This is a genomic window from Paracoccus sigandri, from assembly GCF_003709565.1.
In the GTDB taxonomy this organism is placed as follows: domain Bacteria; phylum Pseudomonadota; class Alphaproteobacteria; order Rhodobacterales; family Rhodobacteraceae; genus Paracoccus; species Paracoccus siganidrum.
The window spans coordinates 1-17,890 of sequence record NZ_QNRC01000014.1; the positions used below are offsets into that span (position 1 = coordinate 1).

Annotated in this window: 20 protein-coding genes; 13 read left to right on the top strand and 7 right to left on the bottom strand. The window is 67.0% G+C overall.

The genetic code is table 11. The annotated features are described in order from the left end of the window. Together C9E82_RS13680 and C9E82_RS13685 are read right to left on the bottom strand one after the other, a co-directional pair. On the bottom strand, positions 1-220 hold a 220-nt coding region (locus C9E82_RS13680), incomplete at its 3' end, for a TCP-1/cpn60 chaperonin family protein (RefSeq protein WP_276312145.1). A 40-nt stretch (positions 221-260) separates the two neighbouring features. After that, on the bottom strand, positions 261-575 hold the full coding sequence (locus C9E82_RS13685; protein WP_119901181.1) for a co-chaperone GroES: 315 nt from the start codon (positions 573-575) through the stop codon (positions 261-263). A gap of 305 nt (positions 576-880) precedes the next feature. On the opposite strand from C9E82_RS13685, the gene C9E82_RS13690 reads away from it, so the two are divergent. After that, entirely contained in the window at positions 881-1,345 is a 465-nt protein-coding gene (locus C9E82_RS13690; protein ID WP_119901186.1) for a hypothetical protein, read from the top strand. Positions 1,346-1,354: 9 nt separating this feature from the next. Here the strand turns inward: C9E82_RS13690 and C9E82_RS13695 are convergent, their stop codons facing one another. Beyond that, a complete protein-coding gene (locus C9E82_RS13695) occupies positions 1,355-1,573 on the bottom strand; it encodes a hypothetical protein (RefSeq protein ID WP_119901182.1) in 219 nt (72 codons plus the stop codon). 214 nt (positions 1,574-1,787) lie between these two features. Here C9E82_RS13695 and C9E82_RS13700 point away from each other — a divergent pair, with 214 nt between their 5' ends. The 5 genes from C9E82_RS13700 to ftsH all read left to right on the top strand — a co-directional run bounded on the left by C9E82_RS13700 (position 1,788) and on the right by ftsH (position 6,550). Beyond that, positions 1,788-2,264 carry an Hsp20 family protein gene (locus C9E82_RS13700; protein WP_119901183.1) on the top strand — a complete coding sequence of 159 codons (477 nt, stop codon included), beginning with the start codon at positions 1,788-1,790 and terminating at the stop codon, positions 2,262-2,264. Positions 2,265-2,343: 79 nt separating this feature from the next. Further along, positions 2,344-2,844: an Hsp20/alpha crystallin family protein gene (locus C9E82_RS13705; protein WP_119901184.1), complete on the top strand. Its 501-nt coding sequence runs from the start codon at positions 2,344-2,346 to the stop codon at positions 2,842-2,844. A gap of 64 nt (positions 2,845-2,908) precedes the next feature. Then, positions 2,909-3,265, top strand: a complete 357-nt coding sequence (locus C9E82_RS13710; RefSeq protein ID WP_119901185.1) for an NADH dehydrogenase ubiquinone Fe-S protein 4 — start codon at positions 2,909-2,911, stop codon at positions 3,263-3,265. A gap of 81 nt (positions 3,266-3,346) precedes the next feature. After that, positions 3,347-4,714: a Do family serine endopeptidase gene (locus C9E82_RS13715; protein WP_122449305.1), complete on the top strand. Its 1,368-nt coding sequence runs from the start codon at positions 3,347-3,349 to the stop codon at positions 4,712-4,714. 6 nt (positions 4,715-4,720) lie between these two features. After that, positions 4,721-6,550, top strand: a complete 1,830-nt coding sequence (gene ftsH / locus C9E82_RS13720) for an ATP-dependent zinc metalloprotease FtsH (protein ID WP_183154082.1) — start codon at positions 4,721-4,723, stop codon at positions 6,548-6,550. 312 nt (positions 6,551-6,862) lie between these two features. Here the strand turns inward: ftsH and C9E82_RS13725 are convergent, their stop codons facing one another. Further along, a complete protein-coding gene (locus C9E82_RS13725; protein ID WP_119900330.1) occupies positions 6,863-7,879 on the bottom strand; it encodes a LacI family DNA-binding transcriptional regulator in 1,017 nt (338 codons plus the stop codon). Between the two features lie 111 nt (positions 7,880-7,990). Here C9E82_RS13725 and C9E82_RS13730 point away from each other — a divergent pair, with 111 nt between their 5' ends. The 6 genes from C9E82_RS13730 to C9E82_RS13755 are packed head-to-tail and all read left to right on the top strand — an operon-like array spanning position 7,991 to position 13,827. Next, a complete protein-coding gene (locus C9E82_RS13730; protein WP_119900331.1) occupies positions 7,991-9,004 on the top strand; it encodes a TRAP transporter substrate-binding protein in 1,014 nt (337 codons plus the stop codon). A 1-nt stretch (position 9,005) separates the two neighbouring features. Then, complete coding sequence (locus C9E82_RS13735) at positions 9,006-9,518, top strand: TRAP transporter small permease (protein ID WP_119900332.1); 513 nt, start codon at positions 9,006-9,008, stop codon at positions 9,516-9,518. Next, positions 9,515-10,792 (top strand): TRAP transporter large permease, encoded by a 1,278-nt coding sequence (locus tag C9E82_RS13740; RefSeq protein WP_119900333.1) that lies wholly within the window; start codon positions 9,515-9,517, stop codon positions 10,790-10,792. The genes C9E82_RS13735 and C9E82_RS13740 overlap by 4 nt, the downstream gene beginning before the upstream one ends. 3 nt (positions 10,793-10,795) lie before the next feature. Then, positions 10,796-11,335 carry a VOC family protein gene (locus C9E82_RS13745; protein ID WP_119900334.1) on the top strand — a complete coding sequence of 180 codons (540 nt, stop codon included), beginning with the start codon at positions 10,796-10,798 and terminating at the stop codon, positions 11,333-11,335. Positions 11,336-11,339: 4 nt separating this feature from the next. Beyond that, complete coding sequence (locus tag C9E82_RS13750; protein ID WP_119900335.1) at positions 11,340-12,596, top strand: RuBisCO large subunit C-terminal-like domain-containing protein; 1,257 nt, start codon at positions 11,340-11,342, stop codon at positions 12,594-12,596. A gap of 4 nt (positions 12,597-12,600) precedes the next feature. Then, a complete protein-coding gene (locus tag C9E82_RS13755) occupies positions 12,601-13,827 on the top strand; it encodes a four-carbon acid sugar kinase family protein (protein WP_119900336.1) in 1,227 nt (408 codons plus the stop codon). Between the two features lie 237 nt (positions 13,828-14,064). Here the strand turns inward: C9E82_RS13755 and C9E82_RS13760 are convergent, their stop codons facing one another. The 3 genes from C9E82_RS13760 to C9E82_RS13770 are packed head-to-tail and all read right to left on the bottom strand — an operon-like array spanning position 14,065 to position 16,906. Continuing rightward, the gene (locus tag C9E82_RS13760; RefSeq protein WP_119900337.1) at positions 14,065-14,823 is read right to left on the bottom strand and encodes an aspartate/glutamate racemase family protein; all 759 of its coding nucleotides are present in this window, start codon (positions 14,821-14,823) and stop codon (positions 14,065-14,067) included. Positions 14,824-14,826: 3 nt separating this feature from the next. Continuing rightward, the gene (locus C9E82_RS13765; RefSeq protein ID WP_183154083.1) at positions 14,827-16,179 is read right to left on the bottom strand and encodes an NCS1 family transporter; all 1,353 of its coding nucleotides are present in this window, start codon (positions 16,177-16,179) and stop codon (positions 14,827-14,829) included. 28 nt (positions 16,180-16,207) lie between these two features. After that, complete coding sequence (locus C9E82_RS13770) at positions 16,208-16,906, bottom strand: aspartate/glutamate racemase family protein (protein WP_119900343.1); 699 nt, start codon at positions 16,904-16,906, stop codon at positions 16,208-16,210. A gap of 129 nt (positions 16,907-17,035) precedes the next feature. Here C9E82_RS13770 and C9E82_RS13775 point away from each other — a divergent pair, with 129 nt between their 5' ends. Then, positions 17,036-17,716 carry a GntR family transcriptional regulator gene (locus C9E82_RS13775; RefSeq protein WP_119900339.1) on the top strand — a complete coding sequence of 227 codons (681 nt, stop codon included), beginning with the start codon at positions 17,036-17,038 and terminating at the stop codon, positions 17,714-17,716. Positions 17,717-17,890: the final 174 nt, after the last annotated feature.

The window sequence follows — 17,890 nt, forward strand, 5'->3', positions numbered from 1 at the left end:
CCATCTGCGCGCCCATGTTCTCGAACTTGTCGCCCAGCTCGATCTCCTTGGCGACCGAGACGCCGTCCTTGGTGATGCGCGGCGCGCCGAAGGACTTGTCGATCACCACGTTGCGGCCCTTCGGACCAAGCGTCACCTTGACCGCATCCGCAAGGATGTTCACGCCCTTCAGCATCCGGTCGCGCGCGTCCGTGCTGAACTTCACTTCTTTCGCTGCCATTTGAATCACTCCTTCTGAGTCTTCGGTTGGATCGCGACCGTCAGGCGGCCTGTTTCGCGCTCGCCGGGGTCTCGATCACCCCCATCACGTCGCTTTCCTTCATGATCAGCAGATCCTCGCCGTCGAGCCGGATCTCGGTGCCCGACCATTTGCCGAACAGGATGCGGTCGCCGGGCTTCACATCCAGCGGCGTCAGCGTGCCGTTCTCGCTGCGCGCGCCAGAGCCGACCGCCAGGACTTCGCCTTCCTGCGGCTTTTCCTTGGCGCTGTCGGGGATGATCAGCCCGCCCGCCGTCTTTTCATCGGCATCGATGCGGCGGACCAGAATACGGTCATGGAGTGGACGGAACGTCATATCGTTCTCCTCATGGACAAACAGATTGCGAGAGGTTCCTCCGCGCCGGCAGGCGACCGGCACGGGGCCCGCGCGACCCGGATGGCATCGCGCGTGTGATGAATTGGCACGCCGGTCGCGGGTTTCAAGGGGTGGTGCGAAAAATTTTCAGCACTCGCAGCAGGCGGCTGCCAGTAACATGAAAATTGCACGCAATGTTGTGTGATTCCAGGGGCCTCGGGCTGATGAAGGGACTTGACCTGTGGCGGGGCTGGGCCAAACTTTCCTTATGGAATGGTTTCGTTCAGACCGATGCCGAGGGTTTCATGACGGACACATATCTCTCTGCCGCGCGTGATCTGGTGATCGAGGGGATGCGCGAAAGCCAGGTCGCCCTGTCGTCCGAGCTGGAGTTCCACCTGGCCTCGACGCTGGCGCGCTACATGCACCGCCCCATCGCGCCCGACCGGCTGACGGTCCGGCTGATGGATGCGGCGCAACGGCGGGCGAGACAGGGCGAATCGCGCCAGATCGGGGACGAATGCCTGATTTCCTGCGCCTTCTTCGCTGCGCGGCTGACGCGGCGGGGCGGCAGCATCGTCCATTACGCGGGGCTGGGCCAGAGCGCCTATGAGATCGCGGGGATGCCGGATGTGGCGCACGGCTTTCCCGACATGCTGGACGTGCTGCAGGCCAGCACCCCGCATGTCGAGGAGCGGCCCCTGAAGGATGACGGCACGGCCGAGCAGGAGCCCAGGATCCTGTTCCTGACGCCAAGATGGCGGCACTGAGGGGCGGGGCTATTCCTCGGGGTCGGGCTCGGCGGCTTCGAGAATGGCGACCAGCTCGGCGACGCGGCCCTTGGGCAGGGGCCGGCCCTCGTTGATCATCGCCTCGTCGGCATTCAGCCAGCCCCAGGCCTCGGCCAGTTCCCCGACCGTCGCCCCGGTGCGGTTGATCTGGGCGATCAGCGTATCGTCGGCCGGGCCCAGAATGGCCCTGATGTCCTCAAGTCGCATGGCTGTCTCCTGTGGTTTTCTCGCGGCCTGCCTAGGTAGATAGGGGCTTTGCGGGCCGGAAAAAGGGGCGGCGCCGACCCCTTGAACCGCCGTTTTGCCGCCCTAGATCCTGAATCGCCGGAAGCCTTCGACGGGTCCGGCATGCCGTGGCGGATGCAACGGCGTCCCACGGCGAAAGACTTGTACCCATGTTGCTCAAACGGAGGATGTGGCTATGAGAACCACTTTCGACTTTTCCCCCCTTTACCGGTCGAGCATCGGTTTCGACCGGATGCTGAACGCGCTGGAAGCGGCAAGCCGGGTCGAGACCGTCGACAACTGGCCGCCCTATGACATCACCAAGACCGGCGATGAGGACTATCGCATCACCATGGCGGTGGCGGGCTTCGCGCCCGAGGAACTGGCCATCACCCAGGAACGGAACCTGCTGATGGTGACGGGCCAGAAGGTCGGCGAGGACAAGGGCCATTACCTGCATCGCGGCATTGCCGAGCGCAGCTTCCGGCGGCGTTTCCAGCTGGCCGATCATGTCAGGGTGACCGGCGCCGACCTGGCGAACGGGCTTCTGGTGATCGACCTGCGGCACGAGATCCCCGAGGAGATGAAGCCGCGCCGGATCGAGATCGCGGCGGCCGGGACCCTGCCCAAGGCCGGGGCGAAGCAGGTCGAAGGCGACCAGCAGGCCGCCTGAGGCCGTTCCACCCACGCAATCCGCCGACGGTGCCGGGGTCAGCCCGGCACCGGTGGCAAGCTGTTGAAGGAGGAAAACCATGAATGTCCGTGATCTGATCCCCTGGAGCCGGGGCGAGAACCAGCTTCCCACCCCCTTCCGCGAGGGCGACCGCGACCCCTTCCTGTCGCTGCATCGCGAGGTGAACCGGCTGATCGACGACGTCTTCCGCGGCTTTGCCCTGCCCTCGGTCGGGGCGGTCCCCGCCTTCGGTGGCGGCTGGCCGAGCGTCGAGATCTCCGACAGCGAGAAGGAGATCACCGTGACCGCCGAGGTGCCGGGCCTTGAGGAGCAGGATATCGAACTGCTGCTGAACGACGGCGTGCTGACCCTGAAGGGCGAGAAACGCTCGGAGGTCGAGGACCGGGACCGGCAGTTCTCGGAACGCTATTACGGCCGTTTCGAGCGCCGCATCCCGCTTGGCGCCGAGGTCCGGGAAGACGAGGTCGATGCGCGTTTCAGGAACGGTGTGCTGACCGTGACCCTGCCCAAGACCGAAAAGGCGCAGTCGCAGGTCAGGCGCATCGCCATCAAGAGCTGAACCGGCGGGGCGGTGTTACCCGCCGCCCCCCCTCTCGAAAGGCCTCGAAAGGAGGGACCAGGCAATGGAGATCGTCGGTCAGGCAGACGACACCCGCATATCCGCGCCGCCGGGCTGGCCGTCGAATCGCGGCCGGCATGTCGCCACCCGCTCGGCCCTGCCGGATGACGCGGTGGCCCGCATCTGCCGCCCGTCCCGCTCGGCCATGACTTCGGGCCGGGCGCGCGCGAAGGGCTGGCGCCTTGTCTTCGAGCGCCGCAGCCCGCCCTTCATCGAGCCGCTGATGGGCTGGACCGGCGGCAGCGACACGCTGCCCCAGGTGGGGCTGGATTTCCCGACGCTCGAGGACGCGATCCGCTATGCGCAGGGGCAGGGGCTGGCCTGCCAGCTGCCGTCCTCGGCCCGGCCGGAAGGGGCCTGAATTGCCGGGCGGTTTTCCGGCCCCGCTGTCTGGTCGGGGGCGGGAAAGGGGGCTAGGATTCGCCGGCAAAGGAGGTTGCCGATGCTGACGAAACTTCCCGGACTGCGGCCGGCCGTCATCGCGCTTTGCACATGCCTTGCCCTTGCCCCGCCCCCGGCCATCGCCCAGCCCCTGCCCCAGGATGGCGGCGTGACCACCATCGCACCGATGCTGTCGCGGGTGACGCCGGCGGTGGTCAATATCGCGGTGGTCTCCGAGACGCCCGCGATCTCGAACCCGCTTTACAACGACCCCTATTTCCGGCGCTTCTTCGATCTTCGCGACCCGCCGATGCGGCGGCAGATGAGCGCCGGCTCCGGCGTGATCGTCGATGCCGAAAACGGCTATGTGCTGACCAATCACCATGTCGTCGCCGAGGCCAGTGCGATCAGCGTCACGCTGAAGGACGGGCGCCAGTTGCAGGCCCGGCTTGTCGGCGCCGACCAGGCCACGGAAATCGCCCTGCTGCGGATCGAGGCCGAGGGCCTGACCGCGCTGGAGATCGGCGATTCCGACCGCCTGCAGGTCGGCGATTTCGTCGCCGCCATCGGCAATCCCTTCGGCCTGGGCCAGACGGTGACCTCAGGGATCGTCAGCGCGCTGGGGCGCAGCGGCATCAGCCGCGAGGGCTACGAGGATTTCATCCAGACCGACGCCTCGATCAATCCGGGCAATTCGGGCGGCGCGCTGGTGACGCTGGACGGCAGGCTGGTCGGCATCAACACCGCCATCCTGACCCCGGCCGGCGGCAATATCGGCATCGGCTTCGCGGTGCCCAGCAACATGGCCGTCGCCGTGATGCAGCAGCTGATCCAGCATGGCGAGGTGCGGCGCGGCAGGCTGGGGATCGGGATGCACGACCTGACGCCCGACCTGGCCGAGGCGCTGGAGCTGGGCGGCGTGCATGGCGCGGTGATCGCGAATGTCGAGCCGGACTCGCCCGCCGACAAGGCCGGGCTGAAGGCGGGCGACGTGGTGACCGCCATCGACGGCGCCCCGGTGCAGGGCGCCACGCATCTGCGCAACCGGCTGGGCCTGACCCCCGTCGGCAGTCCGGTCCAGCTGACGGTCCGGCGCGCGGGAAGCGCGCAGGAGATCGGCCTGACCATGACCGTCGAGGCGGCATCGTCGGGGGATTTCGCCGGCACGCCGCTGGATGGCGCCCGGCTGCGCGACGCCTCGCGCGCGGAGGCGCGCCGGGCCGGCGCCGCCGGGATCATGGTCGAAAGCGTCGAGCCCGACAGCCTTGCCGCATCGGCCGGCCTGAGGCGCGGCGACATGATCGTCGCGGCGAACCGGCTGCGCGTCGCCTCGGTCGCCGATCTGCGCGAGATGGTCGCGGGCGGCCGCCCCATCGCGGCGCTGGAGCTGATCCGCGACGGCCGCCGCATCTTCATGGTCGCGAGGTGAACCGGGATGGACATGAACCGCAAGACGCAATTCAACATCTGGTATTGGCTGGCCGCCTTCTTCGTCCTGGCGCTGTTCCAGTATTTCTTCACCACCGCCAACCAGGTCGCCCAGATCCCCTACAGCCAGTTCGAGACCTATCTGCGCGACGGCCGGATCGCCGAGGTCTCGGTTTCCGACCGCTTCATCCAGGGCCGCTTCACCGAGCCCGTCGACGGCCGGCCGATGTTCGTCACCACCCGCGTCGAGCCCGACCTGGCGCGCCAGCTCCAGGAACATGGCGTCACCGTCACCGGCCAGATCGAAAGCACCTTCCTGCGCGACCTTCTGTCCTGGGTGGTGCCGGTCCTGTTGATCGTCGGCATCTGGATCTTCGTGATCCGGCGCATGGGCGCGGGCATGGGCGGCGGGCTGATGCAGATCGGCAAGTCCAAGGCCAGGGTCTATGTCCAGTCCGACACCGGCGTCACCTTCGAGGACGTGGCCGGCGTGGACGAGGCCAAGGACGAGCTGAAGGAGATCGTCGATTTCCTGCGCGACCCGCAGGGCTACGGCCGTCTGGGCGGGCGGATGCCCAAGGGCATCCTGCTGGTCGGCCCGCCCGGCACCGGCAAGACCCTGCTGGCCCGCGCCGTCGCGGGAGAGGCGGGGGTGCCGTTCTTTTCCATCTCGGGCTCGGAATTCGTCGAGATGTTCGTGGGCGTCGGCGCCGCGCGGGTGCGCGACCTGTTCGAGCAGGCCCGCGCCAAGGCCCCGGCCATCATCTTCATCGACGAGCTGGACGCGCTTGGCCGCGCCCGCGGCATCGGTCCCATGTCGGGCGGCCATGACGAGAAGGAGCAGACGCTGAACCAGCTTCTGGTGGAACTGGACGGGTTCGATCCGTCCTCGGGGCTGGTGCTGCTGGCGGCGACGAACCGGCCCGAGATCCTCGACCCGGCGCTGCTGCGCGCGGGCCGCTTCGACCGGCAGGTGCTGGTGGACCGGCCCGACAAGCCGGGCCGCGTGCAGATCCTGGCGGTGCATCTGAAGAAGGCCAGGCTGGGCCCCGATGTCGAGCCCGAGAAGATCGCCGCCCTGACCCCCGGCTTTACCGGCGCGGACCTGGCCAACCTGGTCAACGAGGCGACGCTGCTGGCCACGCGGCGCAATGCCGAGGCCGTGACGATGGAGGATTTCAACAATGCCGTGGAACGCATCGTCGCCGGCCTGGAAAAGCGCAACCGCCTGCTGAACCCGCGCGAGCGCGAGATCGTCGCCTATCACGAGATGGGCCATGCCCTGGTCGCCATGGCGCTGCCGGGCGTCGATCCGGTCCACAAGGTCTCGATCATCCCGCGCGGCATCGGGGCCCTGGGCTATACCATCCAGCGCCCGACCGAGGACCGCTTCCTGATGACGCGCGAGGAATTGCACGACAAGATGGCGGTGCTTCTGGGCGGCCGCGCGGCCGAGCATGTCGTCTTCGGCCACCTGTCCACCGGGGCCGCCGACGACCTGGTCAAGGTGAGTGACATCGCCCGCGCCATCGTCACCCGCTATGGCATGTCCGACCGGCTGGGCCATGTCGCGCTGGAGCGCGACCAGCGGTCCTTCCTGGCGACCGACCAGCCCTGGTATGGCCCGCAGGAGCGCGCCTATTCCGACGAGACCGCCGCCACCGTGGACGAGGAAGTGCGCCGCATCGTGGACGAGACCTTCCGGCGGACCGTCGCCCTGCTGGAGGAGCGCCGCGATCTTCTGGAACGCACCGCCCGCCGCCTGCTGGAAAAGGAAACCCTGGACGAGCAGGAGATGGCCGCGCTTGTCGGCGCGCAGGTCGGCGCGGTATCGTAAGCGCAAGCCGAACCCGCCCGGCAGCAGGCCCGTCCTGTCGTCGAAGCCGCGCGGCAGCCCGCAGGGATCCGCCGCAGCCCTCTTGCCGCTTGGGTGCCCCATCGACGCGAATATTGCTGCGTTCGATCCAACGGGACGGTTGAAAGAGCGGCACCGCGCAGAACGCCTCATCGGTTACGCGCCCAGAAGCGGAACCGACGCCGAACGCCATCCGGGATTTGACCGGCTTGGATTGGTGCCGCCTCTGGCCGCTCGACCCGATTCATGGGGCCTGACCGAGAAGCCTGGGCACCGCCGGCCCCTGTGGCGCCGTCAGGGCAGGTTGGTCGGAAAGATGAACTGCAACGGCAGGAAGGGCGGTGCCGCGACGGCGTGCAACTGGTCGACCATGACCTCCAGCAGGGACTGGCTGCGTTGGGTCAGGACCGCGCTCATGATCCCGTCGGCCAGCATCTGCCTCGTGCCCGGACTGAGCCCGTGGCCGATCAGCTGGACTTGGCCGGCCTTCCCGCGCCGCCGCAACTCGGCCCCGATCCCTTCCGAGGCCCCGCCGACATTGTAGATCCCGATCAGGTCCGGCGTTCTTTCCAGCAGTTCCGCCGTCAGCCGCGCATTGATGTGGGGATCGTCCTGGCCCTCGACCGTTCCGGCGAATTGCAGGTTCGGCCAATCTTTCTGGATCAGTTCCTGAAACCCCAATTCGCGTTCGACATGCGCCCGATAATGGCGCGTCGCGGCAACGATGGCGAGCTTGCCGCCGCCCGGCGGCGCGGCGCGGGCCATCAGGAAGGCGGCGGTCCTGCCTGCCGCCAGATTGTCGATGCCGATATAGGCCTGCCGGCGGCAGCCCGTGACATCGCTGATCAGCGTCATCACCGTCTTGCCCGCATCGACCAGCGCATTGGCTTCGTCGCGGACCATCGGATGATCGACCCCGAAGAAGGCCACGGCGTCGGCCTTGCGGCCCAGACGGCGCAGGCAGCGGGCCATTTCCTCGGGACCCATCGAGTCGGTCAGAAAGCTCTGGATACGCGCGCCGCGATCGCGGGATTGCGCCCAGATGCGCAGCTCTTCGTTCAGGCCGCGAATATAGGAATTCGCGCCGCCCGGCAGAACCACCACCATCCGCAGCCGGTCGCGCCGCCTCACCTTGGCAAGCTCGGCCTCGGGCAGATAGCGATGCTCGGCCGCGACCGCCAGCACCCGCTCGGCGGTGGAGCGCCTGACATTCGGGCGGCCGTGCAGCACCCGATCCACGGTCGCCTCGGACACGCCGGCCGCCCGGGCGATGTCGCGGATGCCAAAGCGGGAGGCGCGCTTGAGATCCATCAAAACCCATCAAAAAACTGTCGTTGTCGATGCTATGCGCATTCTCTAGCCTTTCTGTCAATGCGCTGAGACAGGGAGCCTCTCCGCAGAGACAGCCCTCGGGAGGAGAACATGACGAATTCGATCCGTATGTCGCGGCGCGGCCTGATGATCGCCGGTGCCGCCGCGCTGGCGACGCCCTGGCTGGGCAGGGGGGCGATGGCCGCTACGACCCTGCGCTATGGCCATATGCATACCCCGAACTCGATTGCCGGGGCGCAGGCGGAATGGTTTGCCGAGGCGGTTGCCGAAAAGTCCGATGGCGGGATCCGTATCCAGATCTTCCCGAATTCGCAGCTGGGGAAGCTGCAGGAACTGGCCGAGGCGGTCTCGACCGGCGCCATCGCCTTTTCACACAATACCGCCGGCGCCATCGGTTCGCTCTACGAACCCTTCGCGGCTTTCGATACGCCCTACCTCTATCGCGATGTCGCTCACCTGCTGGCCGTGACCGATGCCGATGGTCCCGTGATGCAGCCGCTGAACGAGGGGTTGATCGCGGCGTCGGGCACGCGGGTGATCTATGGCTTCTATTTCGGCACCCGCCAGCTGACCGTGAACAGGCCGGTCCTGAAGCCCGCGGACCTGGCCGGCCAGCGCATCCGTGCCATTCCCTTTCCGATCTACATGGCGACGGTCGAGGGGTTGGGGGCGGTGCCTGTCCCGGTCGACTGGTCCGAAGTGCCGACGGCGCTGGCCACGGGCGTCGTTCAGGGGCAGGAAAACCCGCTGAACGTCATCCTGACCGCCAATCTGGCCGATGTTCAGTCGCACCTGATCCTGACCGGCCATACCTCGGCGGCGCAGATGGTGATGATGAACGACGATGTCTGGCAGCGCCTGCCCGATGCCCAGAAAGAGGCCATCACCCAGGCGGCGGCCGAAACCCGCGCCCGCGCCTCGACCGAGATGCAGGAGTCCGAGGCATCCGACCTGGAGGCGCTGCGCGGACGCGGGATGACCGTCATCGACGAAAGCGGCGATCTGGACCTGAATGCCTTCCGCGAAAGCGTCCAGGCCCGTATCGCGACGGAATTCGACAGCCGGTATGGCGAATTCTACGCGCAGGTCGCTGCGATCTCCTGACATGTCCGAGATCGATGCACTTCCCGAACCGGCGCCCGCGCCAAGGCTGCTGGAAATGGCCGCGACGTGCCTTCTGGCCATCGCCACCGGCCTGATGCTGCTGATCGTCGCCCTGATCGTGGCGCAGATCGCGGCGCGGAATTTCTGGAACATGGGCCTGCCGCGCGCCGAGGAACTCTCGCGGCTGGCCGGGGTCCTTTGCGTCTACCTGACCGCGCCGGTGCTGGCGCTGAGGGGGCATCACGTCGCGGTCGATGTCTTCGTGAACCTGCTGCCCGCCTTGCCGCGCAGGCTGTGCCTGATCCTGGCCGAGCTTTCGATCATCGCTTTCGCGGGGCTGAGCATCTGGGGCGGCTATCTCTATCTGCTGCGCGCCTGGCGCTTCCGCACGCCCGCATTGGGGGTGCAGAACATTTGGCTCTATGGCCCGGTCCTGATCTGCCTTGCGCTGCTGGTTGTCATGGCGGCGTGGCGCATCCGGTCGCTGCTCAGATCCGAAAGGGGCGCGGCATGACGCTGACACTTCTGATCGCCTTTGCCGTCCTTCTGGTGATCGGGGCGCCGATCTCGGTCGCATTGGGGCTTTCGGCGGGGATCACGATATTCTGGCACGATCTGCCGCTTTCCGTGCTGCTGCAACGCGCCGTCAATTCGATCGACAGCGCGCCCCTGCTGGCGGTGCCGATGTTCATCCTTGCCGCCGGGCTGCTGACCGCCACCGGCGTCACGCGCTACATGTTCGATCTGGTGCGGATGATCGTCGGGCGGGTGCGCGGCGGCATGGCCCATGTCAACGTGCTGCTTTCGCTGGTTTTCGCAGGCATGTCCGGCGCGGCCCTTGCCGATATCGGTGCCATGGGCGCCATGCAGGTGCGCGAGATGGTCGCGCAGGGCTATACCCGCCGCTTCGCCGCCGGGTTGTCCATCGCCGCGGCAACCATCGGGCCGATCTTTCCGCCCTCGATTCCGCTGATCATCTTCGCCACCGCGGCCGAGGTCTCGGCGGTCAAGCTGCTGCTGGCCGGGATCGTGCCGGCCATCATCATCACGGCCATGCTGATGGGCTACATCGCCCTGATCGCGCGGCGCCAGAACCTGCCGCGTGACGATGTCGCGCCGACCCTGCCGGCCTTCGCCAGGCTGGCGGTGATCTCGTTTCCCGCGCTGCTGACCCCGGTGCTGCTGATCGGGGGCCTGCTGTCGGGGCTGTTCGGGCCGACCGAAGCGGCGGGGATAACGGTGGCCTATGCGATCCTGATCGGCTTTCTGATCTATCGCAGCCTGACCTTGCGCGCCCTGCTGGATGCGACGCGCGAGACGGTCCTGGCCACGGCGAACATCCTTTTCGTGGTGGCGGCTGCGGCGGTCTTTGCCTGGGTGCTGACGATGGACCAGATCCCGGCCAGGGCGGGGGCGTGGCTTCTGGGCATCTCGGACGATCCGCTGGTGCTGCTGCTGATCCTCAACCTGGTGCTGCTGGTCGCGGGAATGTTCCTGGAAAGCATCGCCGCCATCCTGATCATCGCGCCGATCGTGACGCCGGCGCTGTTGCAGGCCGGGGCGCCGGCCGAACAGATCGGCGTCGTCATGGTGCTGAACCTGATGATCGGGCTGCTGACGCCGCCGGTGGGGATGAGCCTCTACATGATGTCGATCGCCGGCAGGATGCCCTTCGCCGAGGTGGTGCGCGGCGTGGCGCCCTTCTTCCTGCCGCTGTTCGTGGCGCTTGCGCTGGTCACATTCTTTCCGGGTCTCAGCGCCTGGCTGCCCAACTACCTGATGGAGTAACCCATGAGCCGTATTCTAGGCCCGATCCGCCAGCTTGGTTTCGTCGTTCCCGATATCGAGGACGCCATGAGACACTGGTCCGAGGTGATGGGCGTCGGCCCCTTCTTCTACAATCCCCGCGTGCCGATCGCGGAATATACCTTCGAGGGCAGCCGATACGAGCCGCACAACTCGGTCGCGCTGGCCAATTCCGGCTATGTCCAGGTCGAACTGATCCAGTGCCGGAACGACGTGCCCTCCTGCTACAGGGAATTCGTCGAGGCGGGGAACTGGGGCCTTCAGCATACCGCCTACTGGACCGAGGAGTATGACCGCGATCTGGCGCTGATGGAGGCAGAGGGCTTTCGCGTGAAGATGTCCGGCCAGGTCGGCGAGAACGGCCGGTTCGCCTATTTCGACCGCGAGGCCCATCCCGGCACCTGTATCGAGCTTTCCGAGGTGAAGGGTCCCAAGGGGCGCATGTTCGACATGATCCGCGATGCCGCCCAGGGCTGGGACGGTCGGGACCGCGTTCGCCCTTTCCCCGACCTGACGAAGATCTGAGCCGATGATCCGCGCAACCTATATCGTGGAAACACCCTGTCCCATCGCCGAAGTCGCGGCGATGATGGCGGGCGAACAGAGCGCGGGCACCTTCGTCCGGGTCGAGGGCGAAAGCGACGCCTTGCGCGCGCGTTTCGGGGCGAAGGTGATCGCCACCGAGGAAATCGGCCGGTCCGAGAGCCCCTCGCTGCGTTCGGCCTGGGCCGAGCGCAGGGGGCTGACCGGCCCGCGCGGCATCTACCGCGTGGTGATCGGCTATCCCGAGGAGAATGTCGGGGTGAACCTGCCCGTGCTGGCCTCGGTCGTCGCCGGCAATCTCTTTGACCTGGGCGAGGTGACGGGGCTGAAGCTGACCGACATTCAGCTAACGCCCGAATATCGCGACCGCTACGACCTGCCGCGGGTGGGCATCGCGGGGACGCGCGCCTCGGCCTCGGTGCGGGGGCGGCCGCTGTTCGGCACGATCATCAAGCCCAATATCGGGTTGTCGCCGCAGGAAATCGCCGATCTGGTCGCGCGCCTTTGCGAGGCGGGGGCGGATTTCGTCAAGGATGACGAGATCGCGGGCACGCATCCCCATGCGCCGGTGGATGCGCGCATCCGCGCCGTCATGGACCCTGTGCGCCGCCATCGCGACCGGACCGGCAAGCTGGTGATGGTTGCCTTCAACATCACCGACGATACCGACGCCATGCGCCGTCATGCCGATCTGCTTGCCGCCGAAGAAGGGACCTGCGCGATGGTTTCGCTGAACTGGGCGGGGCTTTCGGCGGTGCAGAGCCTTCGCCGCCACACGCCCCTGGCGATCCACGGCCATCGCAACGGCTTTGGCGGCATGGGCCGACACCCGCTGCTGGGTCTTGGCGTGCGCGCCTATCAGGCGCTTTACCGGCTGGCCGGGATCGACCACATGCATGTCCATGGCATGGGCGGCAAGTTCTCGGACCTGGACGAGGACGTGACCGAGGCCGCGCGGCATTGCCTGGCGCCGATGGGGGCAGGGGAGGACCGGGTGATGCCGGTCTTTTCCTCGGGACAATGGGCGGGCACCCTGCCTCACACGCTGGCGCAGGTCGGTTCGGATGATCTGATGTTCCTGTCGGGCGGTGGGATTATGGCCCATCCCTCGGGGCCGGCGGCCGGGCTGGCCAGCCTGCGGCAGGCCCATGAGGCCGCCACCCTGGACGTGCCGCTGCCCGAATTCGCCCGCACCCGCAGGGAACTGGCCGAGGCGCTGGCGAAATTCGGCGCGAAGGGCTGACGCCGTGGCCTATGTCTTCGTCGCGGACGACTTCACCGGCGCCTCGGACACCCTGGCGACGCTTGCGCGGGCGGGGCTGAAGGCGCGGCTTTTCCTCGACCTGCCGGATGCCGCAGAGGTTGCGGGGCTTGATGCCTGGGGGATCGCGACCCATGCGCGTTCGCTGGGTCGGGACGGGATCGTCGCGCTTGCCCGGCATATCGCGGCAGGGCTTGCCGCTTTCGCGCCGCGGTTCCTGCATCTCAAGATCTGCTCGACCTTCGACAGCAGCCCCGAGACGGGCAATGTCGCCCTTCTGGCCCGGACGCTTGCGGATGGGCTGGGCATCGCGAATATCGCCGTGATCGGCGGGCAGCCCTCGCTTGGGCGCCACGCCGTGTTCGGAACGCTGTTCGCCAGCGGGCCGGATGGCGCGGTTCACCGGATCGACCGTCATCCGGTGATGTCCGGCCATCCCGTGACACCCATGCGCGAGGCCGACATGCTGCGGCATCTGGCATCGCTGGGGCTTGAGGGGTTGACCCTCGTGGCGCGCGGACAGCGGGGCGGGGCCTTTCCGCGCTATTACGACGCGCTGGAGCAATCCGATATCGAGGCCGCCGGGCGCGATCTCATGGCCGCCGGCGGGCGGTGCATCGTCATGGGTGCGTCCTCGGTGGCCGAAGGCTGGCTGGCCGCCCGGTCGGTTCGCGGCAGGGTCGCGGCGCCCCCACCGCTTGACGACAATGGCCCGGTCCTTGCCTTCGTCGGCAGCCGCTCGGCCCTGACCACCACGCAGGTCGCGGCCGCGCAGGGCTTCGCCCGGCTGCCGGTCGATCCCGTCGCCATGCTGGCCGGCGGCGCAAGATGCGCCGGCATCCGTGATTGGGCGGCCGAACGGCTTGCCCGGGACGAGAACTGCATGATTTTCCTGACCGCCGATCATGCCGGGCCGTTCTCACCGGCAGAGCTTGCCGAGGCATCGGCGGCCTTCATCGCCGAGTTGATCGAAACGTCCCGGCCCGGCGGGTTGATCGTGGCAGGGGGCGACAGCTCCAGCGCCATCATCGGGCGGCTGGCTCCGGCGTCGCTTGCCTATGCGGGGACATTATGTCCTGGCGTCCCGGTGCTGCGCGGCCGGACCGCAGGAGGCGATCTGCCGATGGCGCTGAAGGGCGGGCAGATGGGCGGCGTCGATTTCTTCGACCGCGCCGGCGCGATGCTGCGGGGAAAAACCGAGGCGAGGACCTGAGACGGGGGGTCTGCATTCCGTCTGGGGACCCTTGTGACGGGGGCGCCGAATGCTGCCGGGCTGAGCCGTTCGGATTCGCCGGCGTCCTCTTGAGGCTGTGGGCGGCAGGGTTTCCCACGCAACGACAATGCCGGAGATGCGCCTTCGCGGGATCTGTCAGACAGCATGAACCCGCCACGGACCAAAGGTGGTTCGTGGCGGGCAGCTTGTGCCGGCCTGTGGCCTTGCGCGGGCGGTTCAGTCCGGGGCGGCGATTTCCTGCACCGCCGCGCGGGCGGCTGCGGTAACGGCGATCACCAGGGGTTGCTGGAATTGCGGCTGCAACCGGATGGCGGAGGCCGAAAGCGGGCCGCCGCCCATGATGACCGCTTCGGCGCCATCCTCGCTCACCGACTGCCTGACGGCATCGGCCAGGGCGGCGTCCAGCCGGTCGGCATCCTGGACAAGTTCGGTCGGATCGCCCGGCGTGACCCGCACGCCGCGATACTGCGCCTCGTAGCCAAGCGCGACGGCTTTCTGGCGGAACGATTCGATCAGTTCCTCGTCCGGCGTCACCGTCACGATGCCGAAGGGGCGGCCGTCGCGGGCGGCCTCGTGAAAGACCTCCTCGCCGATCCCGAAGACCGGGATGTCGACCGCTTCGCGCAGTTCCGGTAGGCCGGGATCACTGAAGGCCGAGACGATCAGCGCCGCCACGCGCGGGTCCGATGCCGCCTCGGTGCCGACGGCGACCACGCCGGGGACGGCATTGGCCATGTCCTCGGGCGTGGTCAGCAGGGCGGGGGCGCCGGTATTGCTGCGGCCCTCCACGCTGGCGGCATCCCCGACCTCGTCCTGGGCCAGTTCGGCCATGGATTGCGTGGCAGCCTCGTTCGAGTTCGGGTTGATCAGCACGATGATCCGGTCCGCGTCCTGGGCCAGCGCCTGTCCCGACATGAGCCCAAGGGTGCAACCGGCGACCAGCGCCAGGCGGCGGGTGGGTCCAGTGATGGTCATGGCTCAGTTCTCCCGGAAGCGCTGCGCCGAGGGCAGGTGCTTCATCAGCAGGTAATAGAGGATCCCCGAGGGCAGGAGGCTCGCATACCACGAGATGCCCGAGAAGATCAGCGCGAAGACGATGCCCACCCCCATGGCGATGACGGCGGCCATGTTGACGCCCTTGTAGGGGCCTTCGGGATCATAGAGCTTCTCGAGGTTCAGGTCCTGCTTGCGCAGCACGAAGTAATCCACCACCAGGATCGCGAAGATCGGACCCAGGAAGGCCGAATAGGTGCGGATGAACAGGCTCAGCCCCGCGGCCGATTCGTCCTTGACCAGTTCCCAGGGGAAGGTCGCGAAGGCCAGGAATCCGACGATCACCGCCGAGGTCTTGAAGTTGATCTTGAACACGTCCATCAGCGCATAGGCGGGCGGGACGACGTTGTTGAGGATATTCGTCGTCACCTGCGCGAAGGCGATGAACAGCAGCGTCACGACCAGCAGCACCTTGTTGTCGACGGCGCTGGAAAAGACCTTGATCGGATCGACCTCGCCGGTCGCGCTGGACACCATCAGCCCGATCAGGCCCATGAACAGCGTCGCCGGCAGGATCGAGTTCGCGTAGATCACCACCTGCCGCACCCGTCCCACGCGATGCTGCAATTCGCGCGAATAGTCCGACACGTTCAGCATCATCGTCGAATAGACGCCAAGAAACAGCATCGTGCCGCCCCAGAAGGGCGCGCCCCAGGTGCCTTCGGCATTGATCAGATTGGCGCTGATCTCGGCGCCATAGCGGTTGATGACGCTGAAGAACATGTAGATCAACGAGCCGATGATGAAGACCGCGCCGATGTTTTCCAGCCACTTGATCCCGTGGAAGCCGAACACCGACAGGCCGATCTGCAGAAGCTGGAAGCCGATGAAGAACGCCCAGATATTGGAATAGCCGAACATCGTTTCGGACACGAGGTTCAGCGCCCCCGCGCCGATCCAGCTTTGAAAGCCGTACCAGACGATCGCCGGGACCGAGCGCACCAGCGCCGGGATCCGCGTGCCGCTGAAGCCGAACGAGGACCTGGCCTGCACCATGAAGGGGATGCCGTATTTGTGGCCCGCCTGCCCGTTGATCATCAGCGCCACGCCGATCACGGTGCAGCCGATGGTGATGGCCACGAAGGTCTGAAGCAGGTTCAGCGTCCCCACCAGCCCCGAGCCGACGGTGAAGGTCCCGATCGAGACGCATCCACCCAGCCAGGCGAACAGGTAGGACCAAGGGTCCATGATGCGGGCTTCCTGCGGGGCCAGGCTTTCCTCGCCGACCCCCTTGTGTTCGATCACGGCGCTGTCGGGCGCCATTTCCTGAGTTGTCATTTTCAGTCCTCCTCCCTTTCGTGCTTCCCTATTTTTCGTTGGGGAAAGCGTAGGCGTTGATCTTGCTGGTCCGCAGTCCGGCACCGACCAGTGCCTCGATCATGCGGGTCGCGACGCTGACGCCGTCGATGACCGGAATGCCGGTTTCCTCGCTGAGCCATGCTGTCAGGTCGGCCATCCCGGCGCAGCCCAGCACGACGGCCTCGCAGCGGTCTTCCCGGATGGCGCACAGGATTTCATCACGCACCTTGATCCGTGCATCCGAGCCGGGCTCTTCCAGCGCCAGCACGGGGATCGAGGCCGAGCGGACGCGGCGGCACTGGTACGACAGGCCATAGCCGTGGATCAGATGCTCGATCACCGGGACCGAGCGCGGCAGCGTGGTCACGACGGAAAACGAGGTCGCCAGCATGCTGGCCGCCTTCACCGCCGCCTCGCAGATGCCCAGCACCGGGCCGCTGGCCAGTTCGCGGCAGGCGGCGATGCCCGGATCGTCGAAACAGGCGACGACGATGCCGTCGATCCCCTGCGCCTCGGCCTCGCGGACATGTGCCAGCAGGCCGGGCAGGGACATCGCTTCGTCGTAATGCCCCTCGATGCTGGCGGGCGCGCCGGCCGCGGTGGCGCCATGGATCACGGTGCCGGGACTGGCCGCCGCGCGGGCCGCTTCGACGATCTTGTCGGTCATCGACTGGGTTGAGTTCGGGTTGACGATCAGGATATCCACCAGCACCTCCAAATATGTTAACAATAATTGTTAACAAGAAATGTTAACAAGTCAACAGAATTGTGGCATGCTTGCCACATTCCGGAATTGCCTGTATCCGCAGGCCGAACAGCAAGAAGCCGAGCCCAGATGGACGTCCAGCCGGAAAACCTGATTGTCGACGCGGTGCTGAACGCGATCTCCGAGCAGCGCCTTCCCGCCGGGACGAAGCTGGGCGAGCAGACCTTGAGCGAGCTGTTCAACTGCAACCGTGCGAATGTCCGGCGCGCGCTGGCGTCCCTGGCCGCCAAGCAGGTCGTCGAGCTGCGTCCCAATCGCGGCGCCTTCGTCGCCACCCCCTCCGCGCAGGAGGCGCGCGAGGTATTCCAGGCCCGCCGCGCGATCGAGCGGACCATTGCCCGGCAGGCCGTGGCCCGCGTGACCGATGACGACATCGCCTATCTGCGCGCGAACATCGCCGCCGAGACCGAGGCGCGGATCCGCAAGGACAAGCCGACCGAGCTGCGGCTGTCGCAGCAGTTCCACATGTATCTTGCGCAGCTGTCCGGCAATCGCGTGCTGGAACGCTTTCTGGCCGAACTGACCATGCGCAGCACCCTGATCCTGGGCATGTATCCGGGCGAAGGGCATTCATGCGCGAATTGCGACGACCATGTGGGGATCGTCGATGCCTTGACGGCGCGTGACGAAGAATTGCTGCTGCGCCTGACCGACGAGCATCTGCGCCATCTGGAGGCCGGACTGGATTTCGATCTTCCGCCGGTGTCCTCGGTCAGCCTGAAGGACCAGCTTCTGGGATCGCCGGCATAGGGGGACCGGTGCCGGCTTCCCGGCCGCGGCTTTCACCTTCGACCCACAGGCCAGCGGATACATCCAACCCGAGGGGCGCACTCCATGCGCCGGTGCCAAACCGGGCCATGTGGCGGTCTGCGCCGTGGTGCGTGCGGACGGATCGCCCTGCTTCGCGAATTCCCCTGATCCGGC

What these genes read in the sequence shown, in the direction of transcription:
- C9E82_RS13685 (WP_119901181.1), bottom strand. Translation starts at nt 575, where the DNA reads ATGACGTTCCGTCCACTCCATGACCGTATTCTGGTCCGCCGCATCGAT.
- C9E82_RS13690 (WP_119901186.1), top strand. Translation starts at nt 881, where the DNA reads ATGACGGACACATATCTCTCTGCCGCGCGTGATCTGGTGATCGAGGGG.
- C9E82_RS13695 (WP_119901182.1), bottom strand. Translation starts at nt 1,573, where the DNA reads ATGCGACTTGAGGACATCAGGGCCATTCTGGGCCCGGCCGACGATACG.
- C9E82_RS13700 (WP_119901183.1), top strand. Translation starts at nt 1,788, where the DNA reads ATGAGAACCACTTTCGACTTTTCCCCCCTTTACCGGTCGAGCATCGGT.
- C9E82_RS13705 (WP_119901184.1), top strand. Translation starts at nt 2,344, where the DNA reads ATGAATGTCCGTGATCTGATCCCCTGGAGCCGGGGCGAGAACCAGCTT.
- C9E82_RS13710 (WP_119901185.1), top strand. Translation starts at nt 2,909, where the DNA reads ATGGAGATCGTCGGTCAGGCAGACGACACCCGCATATCCGCGCCGCCG.
- C9E82_RS13715 (WP_122449305.1), top strand. Translation starts at nt 3,347, where the DNA reads ATGCTGACGAAACTTCCCGGACTGCGGCCGGCCGTCATCGCGCTTTGC.
- ftsH (WP_183154082.1), top strand. Translation starts at nt 4,721, where the DNA reads ATGGACATGAACCGCAAGACGCAATTCAACATCTGGTATTGGCTGGCC.
- C9E82_RS13725 (WP_119900330.1), bottom strand. Translation starts at nt 7,879, where the DNA reads ATGGATCTCAAGCGCGCCTCCCGCTTTGGCATCCGCGACATCGCCCGG.
- C9E82_RS13730 (WP_119900331.1), top strand. Translation starts at nt 7,991, where the DNA reads ATGACGAATTCGATCCGTATGTCGCGGCGCGGCCTGATGATCGCCGGT.
- C9E82_RS13735 (WP_119900332.1), top strand. Translation starts at nt 9,006, where the DNA reads ATGTCCGAGATCGATGCACTTCCCGAACCGGCGCCCGCGCCAAGGCTG.
- C9E82_RS13740 (WP_119900333.1), top strand. Translation starts at nt 9,515, where the DNA reads ATGACGCTGACACTTCTGATCGCCTTTGCCGTCCTTCTGGTGATCGGG.
- C9E82_RS13745 (WP_119900334.1), top strand. Translation starts at nt 10,796, where the DNA reads ATGAGCCGTATTCTAGGCCCGATCCGCCAGCTTGGTTTCGTCGTTCCC.
- C9E82_RS13750 (WP_119900335.1), top strand. Translation starts at nt 11,340, where the DNA reads ATGATCCGCGCAACCTATATCGTGGAAACACCCTGTCCCATCGCCGAA.
- C9E82_RS13760 (WP_119900337.1), bottom strand. Translation starts at nt 14,823, where the DNA reads ATGACCATCACTGGACCCACCCGCCGCCTGGCGCTGGTCGCCGGTTGC.
- C9E82_RS13765 (WP_183154083.1), bottom strand. Translation starts at nt 16,179, where the DNA reads ATGACAACTCAGGAAATGGCGCCCGACAGCGCCGTGATCGAACACAAG.
- C9E82_RS13775 (WP_119900339.1), top strand. Translation starts at nt 17,036, where the DNA reads ATGGACGTCCAGCCGGAAAACCTGATTGTCGACGCGGTGCTGAACGCG.